24 protein-coding genes are annotated in these 23688 nt (G+C 60.4%); 1 reads left to right on the top strand and 23 read right to left on the bottom strand.

Annotation, left to right across the window (positions count from 1 at the left end):
• Positions 1–151: 151 nt before the first annotated feature.
• From ftsZ to AC2FEE_RS02740, 14 genes are all read right to left on the bottom strand, one after another.
• Entirely contained in the window at positions 152–1774 is a 1623-nt protein-coding gene (gene ftsZ / locus AC2FEE_RS02805; RefSeq protein ID WP_496862907.1) for a cell division protein FtsZ, read from the bottom strand.
• Positions 1775–1822: 48 nt separating this feature from the next.
• Entirely contained in the window at positions 1823–2131 is a 309-nt protein-coding gene (locus AC2FEE_RS02800) for a hypothetical protein (protein ID WP_496862906.1), read from the bottom strand.
• Positions 2124–2540, bottom strand: a complete 417-nt coding sequence (locus tag AC2FEE_RS02795; protein WP_496862905.1) for a hypothetical protein — start codon at positions 2538–2540, stop codon at positions 2124–2126. The genes AC2FEE_RS02800 and AC2FEE_RS02795 overlap by 8 nt, the downstream gene beginning before the upstream one ends.
• A complete protein-coding gene (ftsA, locus tag AC2FEE_RS02790) occupies positions 2527–3861 on the bottom strand; it encodes a cell division protein FtsA (RefSeq protein ID WP_496863029.1) in 1335 nt (444 codons plus the stop codon). Before ftsA ends, AC2FEE_RS02795 begins: the two co-directional genes overlap by 14 nt.
• A gap of 8 nt (positions 3862–3869) precedes the next feature.
• A complete protein-coding gene (locus AC2FEE_RS02785; RefSeq protein WP_496862903.1) occupies positions 3870–4871 on the bottom strand; it encodes a cell division protein FtsQ/DivIB in 1002 nt (333 codons plus the stop codon).
• Positions 4859–5782 carry a D-alanine--D-alanine ligase gene (locus tag AC2FEE_RS02780; RefSeq protein ID WP_496862902.1) on the bottom strand — a complete coding sequence of 308 codons (924 nt, stop codon included), beginning with the start codon at positions 5780–5782 and terminating at the stop codon, positions 4859–4861. The genes AC2FEE_RS02785 and AC2FEE_RS02780 overlap by 13 nt, the downstream gene beginning before the upstream one ends.
• 103 nt (positions 5783–5885) lie before the next feature.
• On the bottom strand, positions 5886–6812 hold the full coding sequence (gene murB, locus AC2FEE_RS02775) for a UDP-N-acetylmuramate dehydrogenase (RefSeq protein ID WP_496862900.1): 927 nt from the start codon (positions 6810–6812) through the stop codon (positions 5886–5888).
• On the bottom strand, positions 6809–7102 hold the full coding sequence (locus tag AC2FEE_RS02770; RefSeq protein ID WP_496862898.1) for a hypothetical protein: 294 nt from the start codon (positions 7100–7102) through the stop codon (positions 6809–6811). The genes murB and AC2FEE_RS02770 overlap by 4 nt, the downstream gene beginning before the upstream one ends.
• 24 nt (positions 7103–7126) lie before the next feature.
• Complete coding sequence (locus tag AC2FEE_RS02765; protein WP_480592959.1) at positions 7127–7393, bottom strand: DUF2484 family protein; 267 nt, start codon at positions 7391–7393, stop codon at positions 7127–7129.
• Complete coding sequence (locus AC2FEE_RS02760; protein WP_496862897.1) at positions 7390–7635, bottom strand: DUF2484 family protein; 246 nt, start codon at positions 7633–7635, stop codon at positions 7390–7392. Before AC2FEE_RS02760 ends, AC2FEE_RS02765 begins: the two co-directional genes overlap by 4 nt.
• A 66-nt stretch (positions 7636–7701) precedes the next feature.
• On the bottom strand, positions 7702–9111 hold the full coding sequence (murC, locus tag AC2FEE_RS02755; RefSeq protein WP_496862896.1) for a UDP-N-acetylmuramate--L-alanine ligase: 1410 nt from the start codon (positions 9109–9111) through the stop codon (positions 7702–7704).
• Positions 9108–10205 (bottom strand): UDP-N-acetylglucosamine--N-acetylmuramyl-(pentapeptide) pyrophosphoryl-undecaprenol N-acetylglucosamine transferase, encoded by a 1098-nt coding sequence (locus AC2FEE_RS02750; RefSeq protein ID WP_496862895.1) that lies wholly within the window; start codon positions 10203–10205, stop codon positions 9108–9110. The genes murC and AC2FEE_RS02750 overlap by 4 nt, the downstream gene beginning before the upstream one ends.
• Positions 10205–11368, bottom strand: a complete 1164-nt coding sequence (gene ftsW, locus AC2FEE_RS02745; RefSeq protein ID WP_496862894.1) for a putative lipid II flippase FtsW — start codon at positions 11366–11368, stop codon at positions 10205–10207. The genes AC2FEE_RS02750 and ftsW overlap by 1 nt, the downstream gene beginning before the upstream one ends.
• 168 nt (positions 11369–11536) lie before the next feature.
• Entirely contained in the window at positions 11537–11830 is a 294-nt protein-coding gene (locus AC2FEE_RS02740) for an antibiotic biosynthesis monooxygenase family protein (RefSeq protein ID WP_496862893.1), read from the bottom strand.
• A 125-nt stretch (positions 11831–11955) separates the two neighbouring features.
• On the opposite strand from AC2FEE_RS02740, the gene AC2FEE_RS02735 reads away from it, so the two are divergent.
• A complete protein-coding gene (locus AC2FEE_RS02735; protein WP_496862892.1) occupies positions 11956–13134 on the top strand; it encodes a BaiN/RdsA family NAD(P)/FAD-dependent oxidoreductase in 1179 nt (392 codons plus the stop codon).
• On the opposite strand, the gene AC2FEE_RS02730 is transcribed toward AC2FEE_RS02735, so the two are convergent.
• The 9 genes from AC2FEE_RS02730 to mraZ all read right to left on the bottom strand — a co-directional run bounded on the left by AC2FEE_RS02730 (position 13131) and on the right by mraZ (position 22776).
• The gene (locus AC2FEE_RS02730; RefSeq protein ID WP_058274332.1) at positions 13131–13511 is read right to left on the bottom strand and encodes a glycine zipper family protein; all 381 of its coding nucleotides are present in this window, start codon (positions 13509–13511) and stop codon (positions 13131–13133) included. The two genes, AC2FEE_RS02735 and AC2FEE_RS02730, sit on opposite strands and share 4 nt — an antisense overlap.
• 99 nt (positions 13512–13610) lie before the next feature.
• Entirely contained in the window at positions 13611–15011 is a 1401-nt protein-coding gene (gene murD, locus AC2FEE_RS02725; protein ID WP_496862891.1) for a UDP-N-acetylmuramoyl-L-alanine--D-glutamate ligase, read from the bottom strand.
• Positions 15012–15160: 149 nt separating this feature from the next.
• On the bottom strand, positions 15161–16243 hold the full coding sequence (mraY, locus tag AC2FEE_RS02720; RefSeq protein WP_496862890.1) for a phospho-N-acetylmuramoyl-pentapeptide-transferase: 1083 nt from the start codon (positions 16241–16243) through the stop codon (positions 15161–15163).
• Positions 16244–16267: 24 nt separating this feature from the next.
• Complete coding sequence (locus tag AC2FEE_RS02715; protein WP_496862889.1) at positions 16268–17662, bottom strand: UDP-N-acetylmuramoyl-tripeptide--D-alanyl-D-alanine ligase; 1395 nt, start codon at positions 17660–17662, stop codon at positions 16268–16270.
• Positions 17659–19140 carry a UDP-N-acetylmuramoyl-L-alanyl-D-glutamate--2,6-diaminopimelate ligase gene (locus AC2FEE_RS02710; protein ID WP_496862888.1) on the bottom strand — a complete coding sequence of 494 codons (1482 nt, stop codon included), beginning with the start codon at positions 19138–19140 and terminating at the stop codon, positions 17659–17661. The genes AC2FEE_RS02715 and AC2FEE_RS02710 overlap by 4 nt, the downstream gene beginning before the upstream one ends.
• Before the next feature lie 22 nt (positions 19141–19162).
• A complete protein-coding gene (locus tag AC2FEE_RS02705) occupies positions 19163–20950 on the bottom strand; it encodes a peptidoglycan D,D-transpeptidase FtsI family protein (RefSeq protein WP_496862887.1) in 1788 nt (595 codons plus the stop codon).
• Positions 20947–21315 carry a cell division protein FtsL gene (ftsL, locus tag AC2FEE_RS02700; protein ID WP_170400404.1) on the bottom strand — a complete coding sequence of 123 codons (369 nt, stop codon included), beginning with the start codon at positions 21313–21315 and terminating at the stop codon, positions 20947–20949. Before ftsL ends, AC2FEE_RS02705 begins: the two co-directional genes overlap by 4 nt.
• Positions 21312–22304 carry a 16S rRNA (cytosine(1402)-N(4))-methyltransferase RsmH gene (gene rsmH / locus AC2FEE_RS02695; protein WP_496862886.1) on the bottom strand — a complete coding sequence of 331 codons (993 nt, stop codon included), beginning with the start codon at positions 22302–22304 and terminating at the stop codon, positions 21312–21314. The genes ftsL and rsmH overlap by 4 nt, the downstream gene beginning before the upstream one ends.
• A 4-nt stretch (positions 22305–22308) precedes the next feature.
• Positions 22309–22776 carry a division/cell wall cluster transcriptional repressor MraZ gene (gene mraZ / locus AC2FEE_RS02690; protein ID WP_496862884.1) on the bottom strand — a complete coding sequence of 156 codons (468 nt, stop codon included), beginning with the start codon at positions 22774–22776 and terminating at the stop codon, positions 22309–22311.
• Positions 22777–23688 lie beyond the last annotated feature (912 nt).

The raw sequence follows: 23688 nt of genomic DNA, 5'->3' as shown, positions 1-23688 counted from the left end.
GTCGGGTCAAGGCTCAACTCACTCTTTGTAACTGAATGAAACATGAATGTAACAGATCGGCAAATCCCTGCTTACATATGGCCAAGTCCATGTATTTAAAAAAAAAAGAGCCGCCAAACGGCGGCCCTTTTTAGGTACATTGTTACCGGGTTCAGTTGGCCTGACGGCGCAGGAACGCGGGAATTTCGATCCGATCCTGCTCGGGGTCGGCCTCGTCATGCGCAGGTGCCGTAGCGTCAGCCTGGCGCATCGGAGGCTGCTGGCGCACCGGTTGGGCCGGGGTATCGGCGGCGTGGCCGGTCATCCGGTCGATCAGGCGATTAAAGCCAAACCGGGGACGATCCTGTGCATCCGCCTGCGCTGCCGCGGCCGGTTGCGGGGCCTGCGGACGGGGCGCGGGATGGCCACGCTCGGCCGCTGGGATATTCTGGACGGCGGCCTGCAGACGCTGCAGTGCCTCGGGCGACGGTGTGCCGGCCGCGGCCTGCGGCTGCGGTGCAACAAAGCTCTCGGGCGCAGGCTCAACCGGCTCGGGGGTCGGTTCGAATTCGGCCACGCGCGGCTGATATGCCGGGGGCGGCAAACCGTCATCGTCCTGCTCTGCCTGCGGCTGGAATTGCGGCTGCGCCGATTCCTCGGCAGTTTCGAACAGCGAGGGTTCGCGGTTGACTTCAGGCTGCGGCGCAGGTTCGGCCACTTCAGCCACTGCAGCGGGGGTCTCTTCCTGCAGCGGCTCTTCTGCCGAAACGGTGCGGGTCAGCGGAGCCGACATGGGGCGGCGCGCAACCGGTACGTCTTCGCTTTTCTCGCTGGCATCGATGCCGGTGGCCACAACCGAAACGCGCATCCCGCCTTCCATTACAGTATCCAGGGTCGAACCGACGATGATGTTGGCCTCGGGGTCCACTTCCTCGCGGATGCGGTTGGCGGCCTCGTCCAGTTCGAACAGCGTCAGATCGTGTGAACCGGTGATGTTGATCAACACGCCTTTGGCGCCCTTGAGGCTGATTTCGTCCAGCAGCGGGTTGGCGATCGCCTTCTCGGCGGCCTGAACCGCGCGATCTTCGCCGGTGGCCTCTCCAGTACCCATCATCGCCTTGCCCATCTCGTCCATCACGGCGCGGACATCGGCAAAGTCGAGGTTGATCAGGCCGGGACGCACCATCAGGTCGGTCACGCCCTTAACGCCCTGATACAGAACGTCATCCGCCATCGAGAACGCCTCGGTAAAGGTGGTTTTCTCGTTGGCCAGACGGAACAGGTTCTGGTTCGGGATGATGATTAGCGTGTCGACGACTTTTTGCAGCGATTCAACGCCGTCTTCGGCCTGCCGCATCCGCTTGGCACCTTCGAACTGGAAAGGTTTGGTGACAACGCCGACGGTCAGCACGCCCAATTCCCGCGCCGCCTGCGCAATGATCGGAGCCGCCCCCGTGCCGGTGCCACCGCCCATACCGGCGGTGATAAAGCACATATGTGCGCCAGCCAGATGATCGACGATTTGTTCAATGCTTTCTTCGGCGGCTGCGGCGCCGACGGCGGGCCGCGCACCGGCGCCCAGACCTTCGGTGACTTTCACGCCCAATTGCACCCGCGCAGACGACTGGCTTTGCTGCAGCGCTTGCGCGTCGGTGTTGGCCACAACGAAATCGACGCCGTCCAGCTGTTTCTCAATCATGTTATTGACAGCGTTGCCGCCTGCACCGCCAACGCCAAATACTGTAATCCGAGGCTTCAGTTCGTCGTGCCCGGGCATCGAAAGATTCAATGTCATGCTCTGTCCGCCTGTTTTATTGACCCGCCAAAGCGGTGTTTTTCTTACCTATCCGCTTACAATCCTACCGATCCAAACCGCAAAGGTCACGCCAAAAATCGCCAAAATCCACAAAATATGGAGGAAATAAGGCAGCAACCAGCGGTATTTCGCATTGAATGCCAGATGTTGCGGAAAACACTCAATCCACCACAAGGCAAGCGACGCATGCGCCGCAGCCAACATGCACGTCACTTGGGGTTTCGACCGAATTTCAAGATGCGGAAAACTGCTCAAGTCCTGCCGCGAGACCTCTGACGGGCCTTGTGGATATCTTGCGGGATAAAACATCGGGCCGCAACCCATTTCTTTAGCCAATAGGGACACTTGGACAATTTAGTCCGTCCTCGGTGATGCTGCGCACCTCTTGAATTTCTCGGCGGCTGAAACTAGCCAGTCGAACCATCAGGCGGTCTTGGTGCAAAAAGGGCCACCAGCAAACCGGCACATCATCCGGATCGTCATCATACAAAAAGCAGATCTGGCCGTTCGGCGTGGTGATTTGTCCGTACACGCAACCTCGCCCTTCCATCCGCCAAACTGACAAAGTGGGGCTGAGGAATTCCTCGGTACCCACCAGAAAACCGCTGGGGTAGTCGACGAATGTGACCGTCTTGCCCTGAACCGCGGCTAGGAAAGCTTCGGGCGTGATGCGGGTCTGCGCATGTGCAGCGAAAGGGGCGAGGGCGATCAACGCCGCGACCCCTGCCCGTTTACCAATTGTCACGGAACCAGCGCATGGCACGCTTGAAGGGTCGCGCAGCATAGGTGTCGACCGGGATTTCGAAATCCCACCATTCGTCCTGCGGATGCGCGGCGAACAGGCTGAGCCCTACAGCCGATGAGAACCCCGGTCCGGTTGCTGATTGTGGCAAACCGTGAACACGCAACGGGCGACCCAGACGGACACGCTGGCCCAATATACGAGTTGCAAGGCCATCAAGCCCCATGATCTGACTACCGCCACCGGTCAGCACGATCTGCTGACTGGGCATATGCTCAAACCCGGCCGCATCCAGACGCACGCGCACTTCTTCCAGAATCTCTTCAACGCGCGGACGCATGATACCGATCAGCTCGGCCCGGCTGACGGTGCGGCGGTCATGCTCCCAATCGCCGGTATCGCCTCCGATATCAATCAGATCCCGATCATCGGCACCGGTCGCGTGAACACCACCGTTGAAGGTTTTGATCCGTTCAGCCACAGCCGCTGGAACGCCCAGCCCCATCGAGATATCTGCGGTCACGTGATCGCCGCCCATGCGCACGCAATCGGCATAGATCATGTGTTTCTTCATGAAAATCGACACGCTGGTTGTACCGCCACCCATATCGATACAAGCCGCGCCCAATTCCTGCTCATCCTCGACCAGCGCGGAAATGCCCGACACATAGGCCGAGTTTGCAATCCCTGCCAATTCCAGATCGCAGCGTTTGATGCAGCGCACGATATTTTGGATCGAGACCGCATCGACGGTCAGCATGTGCATGTCGACCGCCAGCGACTGCCCCATCTGCCCGCGCGGATCGATCAGGCCCGAACGGTTATCGAGCGCGAAATTCACCGGCTGGGCGTGCAGCACCTCGCGCCCTACGCCGTAATCCGGCACGTCGCAGGCGTTCAGCACGCGACCGACCTCGGCTTCGGAAACCACTTGTCCTTCCAAATCGACCTGAGCGTCCAGACCGTACGACCGCGGATTCGCACCCGAAAAACTGGCGATCACGTGATCCACCCGGATATCAGCCATCTTCTGTGCCGCCTGCAAAGCCGTTCGGATCGCGCGTTCGGTCTCCTGCATGGCGGTGACTTCGCCAAACTGCACGCCGCGCGACCGCGTGGTCGCCGCGCCGATCACCCGGAACCCGGTCTGACCGGCCAGGGATCCAATGCTGTTGTCCTCACTCAATCGGCCGGTACCGTCGAACCGCAGCACAAGGCAGGCGATCTTGGAACTGCCAACATCCAGAATGGCGACAACACCGCGTTGCATCGCCTGTCTGCGCATCTGCCGCATGGCCCGTTGGGACTGATAAAGATCGGTCATCATGGTCGTTACTGCCCGTTGCCCACTGTCACTTTTGTATTCCACCAGTCTTCGCTGGCAGCTTTGGTCATTCTGATGGTCGGACGCTGCCCAAGGCGCATATCCACCACCGCCACGTCGCGTTCCAAAAGGTCCTGCACTTCGTTCACCGCCAGCACGCGCTCCAGCGCGCGCACGGGACGCTCGGTTGGCAGCATGATGCGTTGGCCGCGATCCAGAACCAGATCCCAGCGGCGTTCGCCGATCCGCACCAAGCCCCGCACCCGGGTGCCAAGGCTGCGTACGGTTGCCATAAGTTGCAACGCTTCGCCCACATGCGCATCCGCGCCCTTGCCCGCGATCAGCGGCAGGTTAGAGTGATCCTTGCGCGACGCGATCCGCTCAACATGCGCGCCGGTTTCGTCCAGCAATTCGATCCCGCCGCGTGTACGCCAGACGATGACCGGCTTCCGCTCGACCACATCGACCTGAAGAATACCGCCAGGGCGGACGCGGACCGAGGCGGACTTGACCGGATCCAGTCCGGTGATCGTGTCGCGGATCTGTTCGACATCCAGATCCCAGGAACTCATCGGGAAATCCAGCGGCACAACCTCGCGGATATCTTCGGACAGGTTGGTTCCTGCACCATCAATCGCCATCAGGTTGACCATGAATTCCGGGCGCTGTTGGATCGAGGCCTTGATGTCGTTGACATAGGCCACCACTGCCTCACGCCGGTCTTCCGCGCTGAAGTACAGCCCGACGGCAGCACAGACCGCAGCTATTGGCAGGCCGACTTTCAGCCCTCGACGAACGCCCGGCGTCAGCATCCAACGTTGAAGGCGATAGCTCATCCGCGAGGGGGCCGGATCGAACCGCTGCGATTTACGCCCAAACAGCTTTGCCCCGCGCAGGCGCAGTTTCGGCTCGACATCGTGGTGGTCGCCTGACGCGAAATCGGCATCCGGCCCGGCCAGCGGTTTCGAGCGGTGGATCACCGGCGCGCGGGTGGCTCTCAGCGGTTGCACGAGGCGTCCTCCACCATCCATGCGCAAAGCTGACCAAAAGTCATGCCGCGATGCTCGGCCTGTTCCGGCACCAGCGAGGTCGGCGTCATGCCGGGCTGCGTGTTGGTTTCCAACAAGAACAGCCCATCGGCCCCCATGCTGTCATCCCAGCGGAAATCGGTACGGGACACGCCCTCGCACCCGAGTGCGTTGTGGGCGCGCAGCGCGTAATCCATGCAGAGGTCAAAGATGTTCTGCGGGATATCCGCGGGCAGCACATGCCACGATCCGCCGGGCTTGTACTTGGCGTCATAGTCGTACCAGCCGCCATCTGTCATGATCTCGGTCACGGTCAGGGCACGGTCGCCCATCACGGTCACGGTCAACTCGCGGCCAGCCACGTATTTCTCGACCATCACATGATCAGGCATCTCGTCCGACAGCTGCGGCGGACCGTTCGAGCCTTCGTGAACGATATAGATACCAACGCTGGACCCTTCGTTGTTCGGCTTGGCCACGTAAGGCGGTTCCATCACGTGGACCTTGATTACCTCGACCTTGGACACGATCACGCTGGGAACAACGGGCAGGCCTTCGACCTGAAACACCTCTTTGCTGCGTTGCTTGTCCATCGCCAGGGCCGAGGCCAGCACGCCGGAATGGGTGTATGGAATGCGCATCCATTCCAGCAGGCCCTGCACGCAGCCGTCCTCACCCCAGCGGCCATGCAGAGCGTTGAAAACTATATCCGGCTTGATGTCCAAAAGGCGCGCGTAAAGATCGGGACCTGCGTCCAGCTCAACCACTTCAAAGCCTTCTCCCCTTAGGGCGGCTGCGCATTCGCGCCCAGAGCTGAGCGACACCTCGCGTTCTGCCGAGGGGCCACCCATCAATACCGCCACTTTGGGGTTTGTCCTGCTCGACAGTCCCACTTCGTGCGCCTCAATGTCCCCGGACCTTATGTGGTGGTCCGTACTGTGTTATGCCTTTGATCCGTCGCCTGAATTTGCCTGTTATGGTCTGACGGTTGGGGCTTTATTCTGTCAGCGGATCACCGACCCGCATGATTTCCCACTCTAACGTTATGCCGCTTGTTTCGTAAACCTTTTTTCGCACCTCTTCACCCAGACCTTCGAGGTCGGCGGCAGTGGCGGTGCCGGTATTGATCAGGAAATTCGAGTGCTTCGGGCTCATCTGCGCCCCGCCCAGCGTCGCTCCGCGCATCCCCGCATCGTCGATCACCTTCCAGGCTTTGAGGTCATGCACATCATCCGCCCGCCCGGTCGAGGAAAACCCGGCCGGATTTCGGAAGGTCGACCCGGCGCTGCGGTCCTTGGTGGGTTGAGTCTCGTCGCGTTTCTGCAACTGCGCCGTCATGCGGTCGTGCAGGTCCTGCGGGTCACCCGAGGGGCCTTCGAACGTCGCGGAAACCAACACCGCCCCTTCGGGCAGGTCGGATTGCCGGTAGCGAAAGTTCAGGTCGTCAGGGGTCAGGTCCACCACCTCTCCCTGCCGTGTGACGATGGTGGCCTTGCGCAGCACGTCAGCGGTGTAGCTACCGTAACAGCCCGCGTTCATCCGCACCGCGCCGCCGATCGAGCCGGGAATGGTGCGCAGGAAAGTCAGGTCCACGCCCCCATCCGCCGCCTTGCGCGCGACATGCGCATCAAGCGCGGCTGCACCTGCGGTAACCGTGTTACCCTCAACCGTGATACCGTTGAACCCGCGCCCCAGACGGATCACCACGGCGCGCAGACCACCATCCCGCACGATCAGGTTCGATCCGACGCCCATGGGAAAAACCGGGGCCTCTGCGGGTAGGTCACGCAGGAAACACTGCAGGTCCTCGATATCAGCGGGCTGGAACAGGTAATCTGCCGGCCCGCCTACACGCAGCCAGGTCAGGTCGTTCAGAGATCTGGCCTGCGTCAGGCGCCCCCTGACTTCGGTCGAATTGATCATGTGTTTGCTCTTGCAGCCAGGCTACGCCCACCGACCCCGCCCACTATGACCGCCAAAAGGAAGGGCAGGACCGCTCCGGTCAGCCAGATGAAGAGACCAAAGGCCTGCTCCTCTTCGCCGGAGCCGACGCCTGCCAGCATTACGATGAGTACCAGCGAAACGACAGAGGTCAGCCCGATCAGCAACAGCAGACCCTTGAGGCCTATCCAGCGCCCCGCAACGAAGCCCGCCACGGCCCCTAGGACCAGCGTAATCAGTGGTAGATAGGCGAATATGGCGACGTCGACCATGGCGTAAACTCCTGAATGCGGTCGTTACTTGTTGGTCGCCTTCATGCCCTGCATTTTCGCCTTTGTCCAACGGGTCAGGTAAATAACCGGCCAGCGTAGCACCGACATGCCCATAGCCAGAACCAGCAGCCCGACCCACGGGCCGTTCTGCAAAGTGACATAGCCCAATATCGGGATACCAACCGCAACCAGAATATAGGCGCGCGTCCAGTGATTGTCTTTGCTTGGGAGCATCGCCAGCACATTCGCGGCAATCCCCCACAGTGCGGCAAGGGCGATGGACCAGTTCATTCCTCGATCTCCCTACCCGACCAGCGACGCCAGTAATACCGGATCGGGTTGCGGAACATGGACACAAAGCCGACGAAGGCCAGCACCGAGAGGAACCAGCCGTAGTCGTAACCCAGCCAGGCGATCAAAACAGGCGCAGAGATCAGCAGCAAAATGCCCGGAGGAAATTGCAACCGCATCGGCAACATGGCCACGAATGTCGCGGCCACGACCCACATGGATGCGAACACAACTGAATACACCTGCTGCCCCTCCGAGGACGTTGCGACGCCACACTTTATAGTTGCGCCGCCTGAAAGTCCATTGCGTCAAACGGCTTGTTTTTGCTGCAACCGCGCAGGCAAACCATTGGCCCAGACACTTATTGTCCCGGCTCCCAGACAAACGACCATGTCACCGGGACGCGCCTGCTCGCGGACCAGTCGTTCCAGATCGTTTTCATCCAACAGCGCGCGGGCATGGCGGTGGCCGTGACGGATCAGACCCTGCACCAGATCATCACGGGATGCGCCTTCGATCGGGTCTTCCCCAGCGGCAAAGATTTCGGCGATGGCGACCACGTCTGCATCGTTGAAACAGGTGCAGAACTCGTCAAACAGATTGTGCAACCGAGAGTATCGGTGCGGTTGATGCACGGCGATGACACGGCCCTCAGTCGCCTGACGCGCGGCTTTCAACACCGCGTTGATTTCAACCGGGTGGTGGCCGTAGTCGTCGATGATAGTGACACCATCAACCTCGCCCACTTTGGTAAACCGGCGATTCACACCGCCGAAATTGGCCAATGCATCGCGGATCTCTGAGGCTTTCATACCCAGATGACGGGCAACCGCAGCCGCAGACAGCGCGTTCGAGACGTTGTGATCGCCCGGCATCGGCAGGGTACAACCTTCAATCACCGTGTCTTCGTATTGCAGGTGGATATCAAAATGGGCAACGCCGCCCTTATAGGTCAAGTTCACAGCCCGCACGTCGGCCTGAGCGTTAAAGCCATAGGTGCGCACGCGGCGGTCGGTGATGCGGCCCACCAGTGTTTGCACTTCGGCATGGTCGGTACAGCACACGGCCAAACCGTAAAAAGGCAGGTTTGAGACGAACTCATAGAACCCGTCGCGCAGTTTGTCGAAGTCGCCCCAGTGCTCCATATGCTCGGGGTCGATATTGGTGACGATTGCAATGGTTGCGGGCAGCCGGTTGAACGAGCCATCGGATTCGTCGGCCTCGACCACCATCCATTCGCCCTGCCCCATCCGCGCATTCGAGCCGTAAGCGTGGATGATCCCGCCATTGATTACGGTCGGGTCAAAGTCACCCGCCACCATCAGCTCGGCCATCATCGTGGTCGTGGTGGTCTTACCGTGGGTTCCGGCGATGGCGATGTTGGAACGCAGGCGCATCAGTTCGGCCAGCATGTCGGCACGGCGCACCACCGGCAGGCCTTGCGCGCGGGCGCCATCCAATTCCGGGTTGCCGGGTTTAATCGCGGTCGACACCACAACAACGGCGGCGTTTTTCAGATTTTCCGCACGTTGCCCCACGAAAATCTCGGCCCCCAAACCGGCCAGACGATCGGTGATCTTCGAGGCCTTAAGGTCTGATCCCTGTACCCGGTAACCCAAGTTCAGTAGCACCTCGGCAATCCCCGACATCCCGATTCCTCCGATACCTACGAAGTGGATCGGCCCTACGTCTTGCGGCAGTTTGGTTGCAGGATTCATGCGGTCTCCTTCTGCGCCAGGTCTTCGACGAGATGAACCAGACGCTCGGTCGCGTCCGGCGCGCCGGTCGAGAGAGCGGCATGGGCCATCTTTTGTGCGGCTTCGGGGTTTGTCAGAACTGCGGTGATTTGCTCGGTCAGCGCGGAAACGTCAAGCAGGTTTTCAGGGATCATGATCGCCCCACCCGCCTGTACCAGTCCACGTGCGTTGGCAGTTTGGTGGTCGCCTGCGGCCGCAGCAAACGGGATCAGGATCGCAGGCCGACCGATCACCGAGATATCGGCGACACTGGACGCGCCCGAGCGGCTGATGACCAACTGCGCGTCGGACATACGCCGGGGGACATCCTGAAAGAATGGTTTAACCTCGGCTCGGATGCCGTGATCGGCGTAGAATGCGGTAACCCGCTCTCCGTCCTCGTCGCGCGCCTGATGAGCGACGCGGATATGATTTCGCAGCTCGTTCGGCAAAGCAGCAATCGCGCCCGGCACCACGTCGCTGAGGATGCGCGCGCCCTGCGAGCCGCCCATTACCAAGACAGACATCGGGTAATCACCCGGCGGGATATAGCCAGCTGCTGCTCGCTCCAACACCGCGGCGCGTACCGGATTGCCGGTATGGATACCCTTGGCCCCCTCGGGCAGATCAGTGGGCCAGGTACCGCAGGCCACTTGTGACACGCGGGTCGCGAACAACTGGTTCACCCGACCCAGAATACCGTTCTGCTCGTGAATCATGCGCGGGATTTTCAGCATCGTCGCCGCGCCCAGCGCCGGAATCGACGGGTAACCTCCAAAGCCCACAACCACATCCGGGCGGTCCCGCATCAACTGAACAGCCATGCCGGTCACACCAGCGGCAATCTTCGGCCCCACAAGTGCTTTCGCAGCCAGACCACCCCGGGCGAAAGTGGCCGAGGAGGCCTCGACAATCTCGGTCGAGTGCGGGAATCCACCGGTATAACGCGCGCCGCGCGCGTCGGTGGACAAGCGCACGCGCCAACCCTTTTGCAACATTGCCTCGGCCAGGGCCTGCGCCGGGAACATATGGCCCCCGGTGCCGCCCGCCGCAATCAGTAGATAGGGTTTGGTCATCAACCTCGTCCGCGCAGAATATCACCAAGCTCACCCTGTGGGCGGGTGCGGGTAAACGCCAAGAGCATCCCGACCGCAATACCACCCGCGATCAGCGACGAACCGCCATAGCTGACAAACGGTAGCGTCATACCCTTGGCAGGCAGCAGGCGCACCGCAACGCCCATGTTGATCATCGCTTGCACGCCGAAGATGCAGGCCAGACCGGTGCCCGCCAGTCGGATGAACATGTCGCGTTCCTTCATCAACCGCAGCAACGAACGCACCACGATGATCGAGTACAGCGCGATGATGATCAGCACCAGGATCAAGCCGAACTCCTCAGCCGCAACGGCTATGATGAAATCCGTATGTGCATCGGGCAGAGACCACTTCACCTGCCCTTCGCCCACACCCACGCCGAACAGGCCGCCCTCGCGGATGGCGTTGGTGGCATAGCCGATCTGAGTGGTTGGATCGACTTCCTGATTCAAAAATCCATCAATCCGTCGGGCAAAGTGCTCCGAGTTCGAATAGGCAAACATACCGCCCAGAACCACCGCTCCGGCCATTCCCACCAACAGCAACATTGGCGCCCCGGCCACGAAATACATTACGCCCCAACCGAACAGGATCAAACAGGCCTGACCGAAATCAGGCTGCAACACCAGCATGCCGACAATGGCCATACACAGCGCAAAAGACCACAACCGCCCCGGAGGGCCATTGATCTCCTGCGACGCGGCCAGCAGCCATGCGGCCACGACAACAAAGCCGGGCTTTAGAAATTCGGAGGGCTGCAGCGAGGCAAACCCCAGCGAGTACCAGCGCACCGCGCCCTTGCCGAAATCGGTGCCGAATACCGGCAGAAAGGCCAATGCTACGAAGGCGCCCAGAAAACCCAGTACCGCCAAACGCCGTACCAGCGTCGGCGACATCATCGAGGTCAGCAGCATCGCAATCAGCGCCAGCCCGCCGAAGAGGGCCTGCCGCTCGACGTAATGGAACGGATCGAATCCATTGCGCCCGGCCAGCGGCGGTGATGAGGCCAGTCCCAGCAACAACCCGATGACGAAAAGGATTAAAACACAGGACATCGTCCAGCGATCAATCGTCCGCCACCACTTTGGAAGAATCGGTTCGCCGCGCTGGTCCTGGACCGCGCCATACACCATCTCAGTCATGAGATACCGCCACTATCTGCCTCGTTAACGCCCCGTTTTCGGGGTCTGACTGAGACTCTACAGGGATTTTGGCGTTTGGGCTAGCAGAATGACAGGCCGGTTGCGGAAATTAGCGCCCTAAGGCCAACCGCTTGAATTCAAGGCTCTCCGCCCCAAGTTTCGGATCGCCTAGGCAACAAGATCGTAGTGTTTGATCGTTCTGGACTCGACCAATTCGGCTTCGGCCGGATCAATGTGCGGACTTTGGTAATCGTCGCCGACAAAGGCTTTCAGCGCGTCCAAACTGCTCCAAATCATCACGAAGCTGAACTCGCGCGGTGTGTCGGTCCGCGGAGCGCCCGGCAGAACCTGAACAATGCCATCGGTGCTTTGCATCAAAGGGATCGCAGTCTCGTGGAAAAACTTCGAGAATTCAGCCTCTTTGCCGGATCGAACTGTGACTTGGAAAATTCGCATGATCATCGGGGGGCCCTCCTCTGCATTGGGCATATTTCGGTTCTTTGACGGCAGGAGTTTATCACAAAGCCCGTCCGTCCGTTAAACAGGCCCCACTTGCCATCCCAGCCAATTCACGCCATGCGCTGCACATGACCTATGACACGATTATCCTTGGCGCCGGTGCAGCCGGTATGATGTGTGCTGCCCATTGCGGTGGCCGCGTGCTGGTCATCGACCACGCCAAGGCGCCGGGCGAGAAGATCCGCATCTCGGGCGGTGGGCGTTGCAATTTCACCAATATGTATGCGGGACCGGCTAACTTCCTGTCGCAGAACCCCCATTTCTGCAAATCCGCGCTGGCACGCTATACGCAATGGGATTTCGTCGATCTTGTCGGGCGCCATGGCATCGCCTGGCACGAAAAATCGCTGGGGCAGTTGTTCTGCGACGGGTCGTCGAAACAGATCATCCAGATGCTGCTGGCCGAGATGGAGCGCGCCGGGGCCGAGCTGTGGGTGCGGACCGAGGTGAAGGACCTGCAAAAGACCGGGTCTGGGTTCGTGCTGGAGGTTGACCGCGAGGGCCAGCGCCTCAGCCTGACCTGCGCCAATTTGGTGCTGGCCACGGGCGGCAAATCGATCCCAAAAATGGGCGCGACCGGGCTGGCCTATGATATCGCCCGTCAGTTCGGTTTGCAGATGAACGAGACCCGCGCGGCGCTGGTGCCGTTCACGTTCTCGGATGGGAAATTCAAGGACCTCTCGGGCGTATCTCTGCCCGCGCGCCTGTCGAACGACCGTACCAGCTTTGACGAGGCGCTACTGTTCACTCATCGCGGCCTCAGCGGCCCGTCAGTACTGCAACTCTCGTCCTATTGGCATGAGGGCGAGGCGATCCGGGTGAACCTGATCCCCGACTTGCCCCTGTTCGACCTGCTGCGCGAACAGCGGCAAAGCAGCGGGCGCAAGGCGTTGACCACCGAGCTGGCCCGCCACCTGCCCGCACGGCTGGTGGACTATCTGAGCCAACACATTCCCATGTCGGGTAACTTGGCTGACCAGTCCGACACCGGGCTGGCCAAGCTGACCGCAGCGCTGTCCAACTGGCAGCTTGTGCCCTCGGGTACCGAAGGATACCGCACCGCCGAAGTCACGCTGGGCGGGATCGACACTGACGGCCTGTCGTCAAAAACGATGGAGGCCAGGGATGTCCCCGGCCTCTATGCGATTGGTGAAGCGGTGGATGTCACCGGCTGGCTGGGCGGATACAATTTCCAGTGGGCGTGGTCCTCTGGCCACGCCGCCGGAAGTGCAATCGCGACCCGTTAGCCGACGACGTTGTAGCCACGGCCACGCATACAGTTGCGCACGATGACTTCTTTGTTCTGGTTCTTGTTTATCACATCCGCTCCGGCACCGACCAAGGCTCCCGCAACAGCCGCGCGACCGAGGTTGTCGCTGCTGTCCTGAACGATCCCGGTAACCGCTGCGGCACCTGCTGCACCAATTGCCGCATTCCCGGCAGTGCTTCCATCAACGCTGGCCTGCGAGGCGGCAAGCTGCTGGCATTGCTGCAGATCGACGTTGTAGTTCGGACCGATCGGACCATCAACGATGGGCTGATAATTGGCCCCTGTGTTGGTGCAGGCACCCGCAACCAGAATAGCAGGCAGGATCAGAGAAAACTTACGAAATGGCATAGTCATGACCTCGTGTTAAATTTGCCCGGAGCCAAACGTAATTGTCATGGCGCGTCAAGCTGATAGCACCGCAGCTTGGCCCAACCGGCGGTCTATTGCAAATGACTAGTTCGCCAACTGCCTCAGAACCTGTTCGGCAAAATCGTCTCCACGCTGTTCGAAGTTGTCGTACTGGTCGAAACTGGCCGCCGCCGGCGCCAGCAACACAGTCTCACCCGGCTGTGCATCGGCCATGGCCTGCGCGACAGCCTCTTCCATGGTTGTGCAGACCTGCGTTTCAGCCTCAAGTTGCATTGCAAAACCTGCCGCCTCGCGCCCGATCACATAGGCCTTGAGCACTTGATCCGCCGCACCGTTCAGCGCCGCCAGACCGCCTTCTTTCTCAAGCCCACCACAAATCCACCGGATCTTCTTGAACGCCGTCAGCGCCTTCAGAGCGCTGTCCACATTGGTGGCCTTGGAATCGTTCACATAGGTCACGCCATCAGCTTCGGCGATGATCTGGCTGCGATGCGGCAGTCCCGGATAGCTGTGCAGCGCGGCCTCGATCACGCGCGGCGCCAGCCCCAGCGCGCGACAGGCGGCATAGGCCGAACAGGCATTCTGGTGGTTGTGCGCGCCGGGCAGGCCTTTGATCTGGCGTAGATCGATCGACCCGGCCTGCCGCCCCTTGCGGTATTCCGACAGGAACCCCTTGCGCGCAAAGACCTGCCAGCCCGGCCCCGCTAGTTTGCGCGCTACCGAGACGCGGATTACCCGGTCATCTGCCGGCCCTTCAGCCAGCTGCCCCGCCAGAAATGCGCCTTCGTTTTCGTCAATCCCGATTACCGCGCGGTCTGGGCCACCTTCAGCGAACAGGCGTCGCTTGGCTGCAAAATACCCCCCCATCCCGCCGTGGCGGTCCAGATGATCCGGCGACAGGTTGGTGAACACCGCCACATCCGGCGTCAGCGACCGGGCCAGTTCGGTCTGATAGCTGCTCAACTCCAGCACTACGACCGAACCATCCCCGCCCGGATCAATATCCAGCACACCACGCCCGATATTTCCCGCCAGCTGCGCCTCGCGCCCGGCTTCAGTCAGGATATGGTGAATCAGCGCGGCAGTGGTCGACTTCCCGTTCGACCCGGTCACCGCGATCACACGCGGAGGAGTGTCATAGTTGTTCCATTCCGGCCCCGCAAAGGACCGGAAGAACAGCCCAATGTCATTGTCCACGGGCACCCCAGCTACAAGCGCCGCAGCCACCACCGGATTCGGTTCGGGATAGAGATGCGGGATACCGGGCGAGACGATCAAAGAGGCGATGTCGTCAAACGCCCCGTGGCGGAGCAGATCCAGGCAGGCGAACCCTTCGGCCTCGGCTTTTTCACGGGCGGCTGGATTGTCATCCCAGCAGATCGGCTCGGCCTTACCTGCGCGCAACGCGCGCGCTGTAGCCAGACCCGATCGGCCAAGCCCCAGAACCGCAACTTTCTGCCCTGAAAACCCTTTGACCGGGATCATGCCGCCTACCTTTTCTGACGTCTAATTGGCCGCCACACTGCGCAGATGGGACTACCGATGGCAAGAGTGACAAAAGGCTCGCGCATCAGCGCGAGCCGGGTCCAACAGGTGGCAGGCGGACCGCAGGTCCGCCGAACCTGACCCGAGCACTACCTGACTTTCAGCGTCGCCAGACCAATCATCGCCAGGATCAATGAGATGATCCAGAACCGGATCACGATTGTCGGTTCGGCCCAGCCCTTTTTCTCGTAGTGGTGATGGATCGGCGCCATCAGAAATACACGGCGCCCCGTGCGTTTGAAGTACAGCACCTGAATGATCACACTCAGCGCCTCGACTACGAACAGGCCACCCACAACGGCCAAAACCAACTCGTGCTTGGTGGCCACCGCGATTGCACCCAGCGCACCGCCCAGAGCCAGTGACCCGGTATCGCCCATGAACACGGCCGCAGGTGGCGCATTGTACCAAAGAAAGCCCAGCCCACCGCCGAACAACGCCGCAGTAAAGATCAGGATTTCCCCGGTTCCGGGCACGTAGTGCACGTCCAGATACTCGGTAAAGTCGACCCGGCCGACTGCATAGGCAATCACCCCAAGGGTCGAGGCCGCAATCATCGCCGGCATGATCGCCAACCCGTCCAGGCCATCGGTCAGGTTCACCGCATTGGCCGCCCCGACAATCACGATAATCGCAAATGGAATGTAGAAAACACCCAAATTGACCAGCGTATCCTTGAAGACCGGCACGGCAAGTTGGTTCTGTAACGCCTCGGGATGATGCAATGTCGCCCAAAGCGAGGCAAGAACCGCAATAATCACCCCCAACGCCATCCGCATCCTGCCGGAAACGCCCTTGGTGTTCTGTTTCGATACTTTGGCGTAATCGTCGGCAAAGCCGATTGCCGCATAGGCCAGCGTCACGAACAGCACCATCCAGACATAGGGGTTGTCCAACCTCGCCCAGATCAGTGTCGATGTCACCAGTGCCCCAACGATCAGCAAACCGCCCATGGTCGGTGTACCGGCCTTGGAAAAATGCCCCTCTGGCCCATCATCCCGGATCGGCTGCCCCTTGCCCTGCTTGCGACGCAACACGTTGATCAGCGGCTTCCCAAAGATGAAGCCAAAGATCAGTGCTGTCAGGAAGGCCCCGCCCGCACGGAACGTGATGTAGCGGAAGAGGTTCCAGATATCCCCTCCGTCCGACAGGGCGGTCAACCAATAGAGCATTACAATACCTTTCCTAGGCGGCGATCATGGGTCAAGCGCGCTCCCTTGCCCCATTTTCCGCAAACCGTCAACAATCTGAGCCAGCGCCATGCTGAGCGAACCCTTGGCCAGCACCGTATCCCCCGCGCGGATCAATTCCGGCAGGTGTTTTGCCATCTCGGTGCTGGTCTCGAACCAGAGCCCGCGCTTTTCCTCGGGCAAAACCTGATGCAAGGCTTTCATCAGCGGGCCAATGCAGTGGACCTGGTCCACACGCGTCATGGCCGCGACATTGGCCATTCCGGCGTGCATGGAAATCTCCTGCCCGCCCAACTCTTTCATATCACCCAGAAATGCGATCCGACGCGCACCTTGTGATGCGGCCAAAACATCCAGCGCGGCCTCCATCGAAGTCGGGTTGGCGTTGTAGCTATCGTCCAGCAACTCGATTTGCCCGCCCGATGTCAAAGGCAACGTTACGCGCACGCCCCGCCCTTTGACCGGAGACCATTGGCGCAATCCGGCGATGGCCTCATCCAGATCAACGCCCATCTCAACACAAGCCGCCAAAGCACCCAGCGCGTTCATTGCAAAATGCGTGCCAGCGGACTGAACGTCGTAGGAGATGGTCGTGTCGCCCACTATTGCCCCTGCATGGACCGAGTCGGTGCTTTGCGTTACCTGGGTCAAATTGTAATCAGCAGCCTTACGGCCAAAATCCACAATTCCGGCACCTTGTTCCTGTGCCGTTTGGCGCAGGATGTCCGCATGATCGATATCGGCGTTCACGATGGCCGCACCGCCGGTTTCGAGCCCTTCGAAAATCGCGGCCTTTTCATGGGCGATGCCCGCAACCGACTCGAACGCCTCGAGATGCACTGCCGCCACGGTTGTCACCAGCGCCACGTGGGGGCGAGCCTGCCGTGCCAGCGGGGCAATCTCTCCGGGGTGGTTCATGCCGATCTCGATCACCGCAAACTCGGTGTCCTGCGGCATTCGGGCCAATGTCAGGGGCACACCCCAATGGTTGTTGTAGCTGGCAACGCTGGCATGGGTTTTCCCCTGCGTTTCCAGAATGGTGGCCAGCATTTCCTTGGTCGAGGTCTTGCCGACGCTGCCGGTAACACCCACGACACGCGCCCCCGTCCTGGCGCGGCCCGCCTGCCCCAGCGCCTCAAGCCCGGCCTGAACGTCATCGACGATCAATAGCGGCGCACCTTCAGATACGCCCTCAGGGATGCGGGACACCAACGCCGCGCCGGCACCGTTTTCCAAGGCTTGCGCAACGAAATCATGCCCGTCCCGCGCGGCCTTGAGCGCCACGAACAGGTCTCCGGGCTGGAGAGTCCTTGTGTCGATCGACACGCCGTTCACCACCCAATCGGCAGTGGCGCGCCCATCGGTGGCCTCAGCGGCCTCAGCCGCAGTCCAGAGCGTCATGCGACCCTCCCGTCCAGCGCGGCCACGCTGATGCTGGCTTGTTCCACATCATCGAAGGGCAGGACCTGATCGCCCACGATCTGACCGGTCTCGTGCCCTTTCCCTGCGATTAACAAGGCATCGCCCGGCTGCAGCGCATCAATGCCGCGCAAGATGGCCTCAGCCCGGTCACCCACTTCGGTGGCCTCCGAAGCACCCAGCAAAACGGCTGCGCGGATGGTCGCCGGATCTTCGCTGCGTGGGTTGTCATCGGTGACGAAGACCATGTCTGCATTGTCAGCGGCAGCCTGACCCATCAACGGGCGCTTGGTGGCGTCGCGATCCCCGCCCGCGCCAACGATAGCGATCAGACGGCCCATCACATGCGGGCGCATCGCCCTGAGCGCCGTCGCCACCGCATCCGGTGTGTGCGCATAATCGACAAACACCGCTGCGCCATTCTCTCGCGTCGCAGCCAACTGCATACGGCCCCGAACGGTTGCCAGATGCTGCAAAGTTTCGAATACACGCTCAGGTTCCTCACCAGCGGCAATGACCAGACCGCAAGCCAGCAAAACGTTCTCGGCCTGAAACCCTCCGATCAGGTTCAGGCGAGTCTGGAACACCTTGCCCTGCCATGAAAAGCGCAGGTCCTGCCCGGTCGAGTCGAAGCGCTGGTTCGTCAGGCACAGATCGGCGCCGTCCGATCCGACGGTTAGAACCGACTGACAGCGCGCTTCGGCGATCTTGCGGATCTCGGCGCCCTTGGAATCGTTCATGTTGACGACCACGGTCCCGTCCTGCGGCAGAACCCGGTCGAACAGCCCAGCCTTGGCGGCGAAATAAGCCTCGAACGTTTCGTGATAGTCCAGATGATCCTGAGTGAAGTTCGAGAACCCCGCAGCGGCCAAATGCACGCCATCCAGGCGGCGCTGTTCCAGACCGTGCGAGGACGCCTCCATCGCCGCATGTGTGATGCCGTTCTCTGCTGCCTCTGCGAGGCAGCGATGCAGGGTGATTGGCTCGGGTGTGGTATGTGCCAACGGTGCGGCCCATGCACCCTCAACACCCGTAGTGCCAAGGTTGACCGCCGCGTGCCCAAGCTCCATCCAGATCTGACGAACAAAGGTCGATACCGAGGTCTTTCCGTTGGTTCCGGTCACGGCCACAATCGTCTGCGGTTGAGCGCCGAACCACAGCGCGGCACATCCGGCCAGTGCCTGACGCGGGTCTTCGACCACCGCTAGCGCCGCGTCCGATGCGGCCAATTCATCCGCTGCAATCTCAGCCCCCTCGGCGTCGGTCAGAATTGCTGCAGCGCCCATGCGTAGTGCGAAATGAATAAACTCTCCGCCATGAACGCGGGTGCCGGGAAGGGCCGCGAAGAGGTAGCCGTCCTTGACCTCGCGGCTATCAACGGCAAGCCCGGTGATCTCGGGGTTTGCGCCGCCCCGTGCGGTCAGGGCCAGTTGGCTGAGTGTTTTCATCCTTGTGCCCATGACCCACCTTTTGTTGGACAGCCTAATTTGAGGTCAGGGTTATAGCAGCGCGTGCCTCAGGCTCAAGCCGGGGACGCAAGCCCAGCAAGGGGGCGATGCGGCCGATCAGTTCTGCAGCCACAGGAACCGCCGTCCACCCTGCCGTCCGGCGCTTTTCGCCGTAGGCCACGATGGACGGTTCATCCAGCGTGACGATCAGCACATATTTCGGATCATAAGCCGGGAAGATCGTCGCAAAGGTCGCGATCACCTTGTCATCGTAATAGCCACCGCGCGGCTTGGGCTTGTCGGCGGTGCCGGTTTTGCCAGCCACGTCATAGCCAGCCACATCGCCAAAGCTGGCTGTGCCTTCCGTCACAACCTTGCGCAGCATTTTTTGTGCCTGCTTGGCCGCGTTTTCCGACAACACGCGCGGGCCGTACTGGGGGCCGTTCCTGCGCAGGATGGTCGGGCTGACATAGTGCCCGCCATTGGCAATCGCCGCATATCCGGCGGCCAGATGCATCGGGCTGGTCGACAACCCGTGACCATAGGAAATAGTCACCGTGCTCAGTTCGCCCCATTTCTTGGGCTTGAGTGGTTCACCGCCTGCCGCCTCGACAATCTCGAACGGAGTTGGATCAAACATGCCCAGCGAATTCAGAAAGCTCTGCTGTCGTTTCGCACCAATCTGCAGCGCCAGCCGACCCGTCCCTCGGTTCGAGCTGTGGACGATCACGTCCGCAACGCTGATCTTGCCGTAGTTCTTTCCGTTGAATTCACCAATCGGAAAGCGGCCGATTTTCATTGGACCCGAAGTGTCGATAATCGTCTCGGAATTCACCAGCCCCAATTGTACGGCTTGCGCGGCTGTGAAGATTTTGAAAACCGACCCCAATTCGTAGACGCCCTGCACATAGCGGTTGAACAGAGGGCTGTCCGATGGATCAAACCCCGAGGTCGGCGGGCGGGGGCGATCATTCGGATCGAAAGACGGAAGCGACGCGGCCGAGACGACCTCACCCGTATGCGCGTTCATCAGAACGGCCGAGGCGCCCTTGGCGTTCATGATTTTCATGCCGCCAAAAAGAACCTGTTCGACCGCTGCCTGAACTGTCAGGTCCAGCGACAGTTGCAGCGGTTTGTTGCCGTTGGCGGGGTCTCGCAGATAGTCATCGAACTGTTTTTCAACGCCTGCCACGCCGATGACCTCGGCGGCGCTTACACCCTCACGACCAAACCCCGAGCCACCCAGGATATGAGCGGCCAGACGGCCATTCGGGTACAGCCGCATCTCACGCGGGCCGAACAGGATACCGGGGTCGCCGATATCATGCACGGCCTGCTTCTGTTCGGGCGAGATACGCTTTTTGATCCACAGAAACTTGCGATTACCAGTGAAGTCTTTGACCAGGCGCTCTTTTTCCAGATCGGGGAAGATCGCCACCAACTGATCAGCAGCCGCAACCGGATCGATCATCAGCGGCGGTTGAGCGTAGACGGAATAGGTATCCAGATTGGTCGCCAGAATGCGCCCTTCCCGGTCAACAATATTGGCCCGTTGCATCGCGATCGCGGCACCGGGCGCGCTGGCCAGTGGCTCTTGTGCCTCGGATGTGGCCAACAAGCCCATGCGGACACCCACAACCGAGAAGGCGCAGAAGAAGAACAGGCCGAGCACCAGCAATCGCCCTTCGGCGCGGGCACGGGCGCGGTCCTTCATGTCTTCGTGGCGCTGACGGATGTTTTCCCGCTCAATCGCCTTGGGATTCTCGCCCCGGGCGCGGGCGTCGAGGATACGGGCCAGAGGGCGCAGTGGCGTGCGGGTCATGGAATCTGCACCTCGCCCAGCGCCTGAATATTGGTGATAGCCTGCAACTCAATCGGGTCGACGATGGGCAGGTCCGGGTCCTCGGCATATGAAATCTGGTCGGCGCGGCCGAATTGCTCGGCCCGCAGTGGCAACAGGCCCAGGCGCTCAAAGTTCAGGTCGGCCAGTTCACGCAGCCGGTCCGGTCGGTTCAGATAGGCCCATTCCGCATTCAGAACAGCAAGCCGCACCTGCGCCATGCCGATCTCGCGCTGTAACTTCTGCGTTTCCTTCGCCACCTGCTGGGTGCGGTAATTCTCCTGATACGCCCAAAGCGCCAGTCCGAACACGGCCAGAGCGGTCAACACATACAAAACACTCTTCATTTCGCCCTTCCCCCAAGTTGCGGCATCCCAATCGCGCGGGCTTCAATTTCCCCCGCCGGAGCCTCAGTTCGTATCCCCACTCGCAGCTTGGCCGAGCGCGCGCGCGGGTTTTCCTGCAATTCCTGCTCATCCGGCCCAACGGCCTTGCGGGTCTTGAGCGTGAATTGCGGCACTTCCTGTTCAACCTCGGGCGCATAGCGGTTGGCCCGCCCCGTTTTGCCGGCCCGAGACTGAAAGAACCGTTTGACCATCCGGTCTTCAATGGAATGAAAGGTAACGACGGCCAGCTGTCCGCCCGGCTTCAATGCCCGCTCGGCTGCCATTAGCCCCTGAAACAGCTCTTCATATTCCGCATTCACTGCGATCCGCAGCCCCTGGAAACTGCGTGTCGCAGGGTGCGATTGGCCCGGCTTTGGGCGCGGCAAGCAGGATTCGATGATCTCAACCAGACGCAGGGTCGTGGTGATTGGTTCTTCTGTCCGCGCCCTGACGATAGCCTTGGCGATGCGCCGGCTGGCGCGCTCTTCACCGTAGTGAAACAGGATATCGGCCAGTTGCGCTTCAGTCGCCGTGTTGACCAAGTCAGCGGCGCTTTCGCCCTCCTGACTCATCCGCATGTCCAGTGGGCCATCCTTCATGAAGGAAAAGCCGCGTTCGGCCTGATCCAACTGCATCGAGGACACGCCGAGGTCCAGCACCACCCCATCCAGATCCTGCGCATATTCATCCATACGCGAGAACACACCCGACTGCATCACCAGCCGGTCGCCATAGCCCGCCGCCCAGTCAGCAGCCATTTCGAAAGCCAGCGGATCGCGGTCCACGCCGATCACCTTGTCGGCACCAGCCTCCAACAAGCCACGGGTATATCCGCCCGCGCCGAACGTCCCGTCCAGCCAGACACCGGACACCGGTGCCACGGCGGCCAGTAACGGGCGCAACAGAACAGGAATATGAGGTTTGTCGGAAGGGGTTTCAGCGCCGGCCATGCCGCTACGCGTCCCCGACGCCGTCTAGGTACAGGAGGGGATCGAAATCCTCGGGCTGTTCGTCCAGCCATTCTTCGGTTTTGGCCAGTTCCTCGGCCTCGTACGTCTCGGGCTTCCAGATCTGGAACGTATCCCCGGCGGCGATAAAGAACGCCTCGCCCTCCAGTCCGATCTTGTTGCGCAACTTGGCTGGCAGAACCAGCCGTCCGGTTTCGTCCACAGTGGTCGGAAAGGACTGCCCGTGGAACATGCGCTGCAGCATCTTGCGCTGCATCGAGCCACGCGGCAGCGCATCGATCTTGCTGTCGACCTCTTCGATCGCCTGCATGGTATAGCATTCAAGGAACTTACGGCGGTGGTCGCCATAGACGATCACCAGTTCAGGCGTGTCACCGGGCTGCCAGTTGGAATCGGAGGCTTCAAGCACACGGCGAAACGAGGCCGGGATCGACACCCTGCCCTTCGTATCCACCTTATGGTGGCTTTCACCTCTAAACCTGCGCGCCAAGACGACTGTCCCTTCCGCTTGCGCCCCACTTAAAACTCACGCCCCAGATGAAAAACGGCGGGTTGATCTGCTGCCACTGATCAACCCGCCGCATTGACCCGCTGTGCGGGATGTCCAGCTGCGCGCGCCACCTGGGGGGATGTCTGCTCGCCCGCGCGCCGGATCTCTTGATTGATGAAAGCGAGATGCCTGTATGAAACCTGTTTTTATTGGTTCGGGGTCGTTTAGCGCCCCATGTGCCTCGTCCTCATCGGATGAACAAGGGATGCCATGGGAATTCATGGAAATCAATAGAAAACTTCATCGAGTTACAAACAGACTCACAATATAAACAAGCTGAAAACAAATGAAAACCGCACATCTTACACCACATACTTGGACACTGGTCATTTTGGACACCATATATAGTAAGAAATGTAGCACTATTTTTTGTCCCATGGTTTCCCAATATTTTTAAGATGAATAGAGATTCCTGCGCTCAACCACCTATCCAGGTCGAGCTACCCCCTTCGAATCACCCTGCACTACACGCTGCTGGACTGCGCTTCCAAGCCTGACCAAACTTCACCCATGAATTCCCATAGGCTTGGCGACATGCAGAAACGGGGCTCGCTGTCGACCAGCGACTTCAAAACGCACAAATTTCAAAAGAAGCCGCACAAAGAAAAAGCAATCACACATACCTTGTCGCGCCCAGCCACATGCAAATGCCGCCAACACGATGGCAAAATCCTTGATTTAAAGGCATTTAGTCGCCCGAATGCTCAACTCATTGATATCTATGCAGTTGCTGCATAGCAGCATTGACGACGCGGGCTATTGTGCAATTGCAGCATTTGCCTATTTTCATTCCCAAGAAAGCGCCGGGCTACACCG

It is taken from the genome of Ruegeria sp. YTSC199, from assembly GCF_059609725.1.
The sequence above is the reverse complement of the archived record's forward strand: the minus strand, read 5'-3'. Positions and strand labels throughout refer to the sequence as shown.

Excerpts from the sequence above, each read along its gene's own strand:
- AC2FEE_RS02740 (WP_496862893.1), bottom strand. The coding sequence starts at position 11,830 with ATGATCATGCGAATTTTCCAAGTCACAGTTCGATCCGGCAAAGAGGCT.
- AC2FEE_RS02730 (WP_058274332.1), bottom strand. The coding sequence starts at position 13,511 with ATGACTATGCCATTTCGTAAGTTTTCTCTGATCCTGCCTGCTATTCTG.
- AC2FEE_RS02750 (WP_496862895.1), bottom strand. The coding sequence starts at position 10,205 with ATGACCAAACCCTATCTACTGATTGCGGCGGGCGGCACCGGGGGCCAT.
- murB (WP_496862900.1), bottom strand. The coding sequence starts at position 6,812 with ATGATCAATTCGACCGAAGTCAGGGGGCGCCTGACGCAGGCCAGATCT.
- ftsW (WP_496862894.1), bottom strand. The coding sequence starts at position 11,368 with ATGACTGAGATGGTGTATGGCGCGGTCCAGGACCAGCGCGGCGAACCG.
- AC2FEE_RS02735 (WP_496862892.1), top strand. The coding sequence starts at position 11,956 with ATGACCTATGACACGATTATCCTTGGCGCCGGTGCAGCCGGTATGATG.
- AC2FEE_RS02770 (WP_496862898.1), bottom strand. The coding sequence starts at position 7,102 with ATGGTCGACGTCGCCATATTCGCCTATCTACCACTGATTACGCTGGTC.
- mraY (WP_496862890.1), bottom strand. The coding sequence starts at position 16,243 with ATGCTCTATTGGTTGACCGCCCTGTCGGACGGAGGGGATATCTGGAAC.
- AC2FEE_RS02710 (WP_496862888.1), bottom strand. The coding sequence starts at position 19,140 with ATGGGCACAAGGATGAAAACACTCAGCCAACTGGCCCTGACCGCACGG.
- ftsZ (WP_496862907.1), bottom strand. The coding sequence starts at position 1,774 with ATGACATTGAATCTTTCGATGCCCGGGCACGACGAACTGAAGCCTCGG.
- murD (WP_496862891.1), bottom strand. The coding sequence starts at position 15,011 with ATGATCCCGGTCAAAGGGTTTTCAGGGCAGAAAGTTGCGGTTCTGGGG.
- ftsA (WP_496863029.1), bottom strand. The coding sequence starts at position 3,861 with ATGACCGATCTTTATCAGTCCCAACGGGCCATGCGGCAGATGCGCAGA.
- AC2FEE_RS02715 (WP_496862889.1), bottom strand. The coding sequence starts at position 17,662 with ATGACGCTCTGGACTGCGGCTGAGGCCGCTGAGGCCACCGATGGGCGC.
- murC (WP_496862896.1), bottom strand. The coding sequence starts at position 9,111 with ATGAATCCTGCAACCAAACTGCCGCAAGACGTAGGGCCGATCCACTTC.
- ftsL (WP_170400404.1), bottom strand. The coding sequence starts at position 21,315 with ATGAAGAGTGTTTTGTATGTGTTGACCGCTCTGGCCGTGTTCGGACTG.
- AC2FEE_RS02705 (WP_496862887.1), bottom strand. The coding sequence starts at position 20,950 with ATGACCCGCACGCCACTGCGCCCTCTGGCCCGTATCCTCGACGCCCGC.
- AC2FEE_RS02765 (WP_480592959.1), bottom strand. The coding sequence starts at position 7,393 with ATGAACTGGTCCATCGCCCTTGCCGCACTGTGGGGGATTGCCGCGAAT.
- rsmH (WP_496862886.1), bottom strand. The coding sequence starts at position 22,304 with ATGGCCGGCGCTGAAACCCCTTCCGACAAACCTCATATTCCTGTTCTG.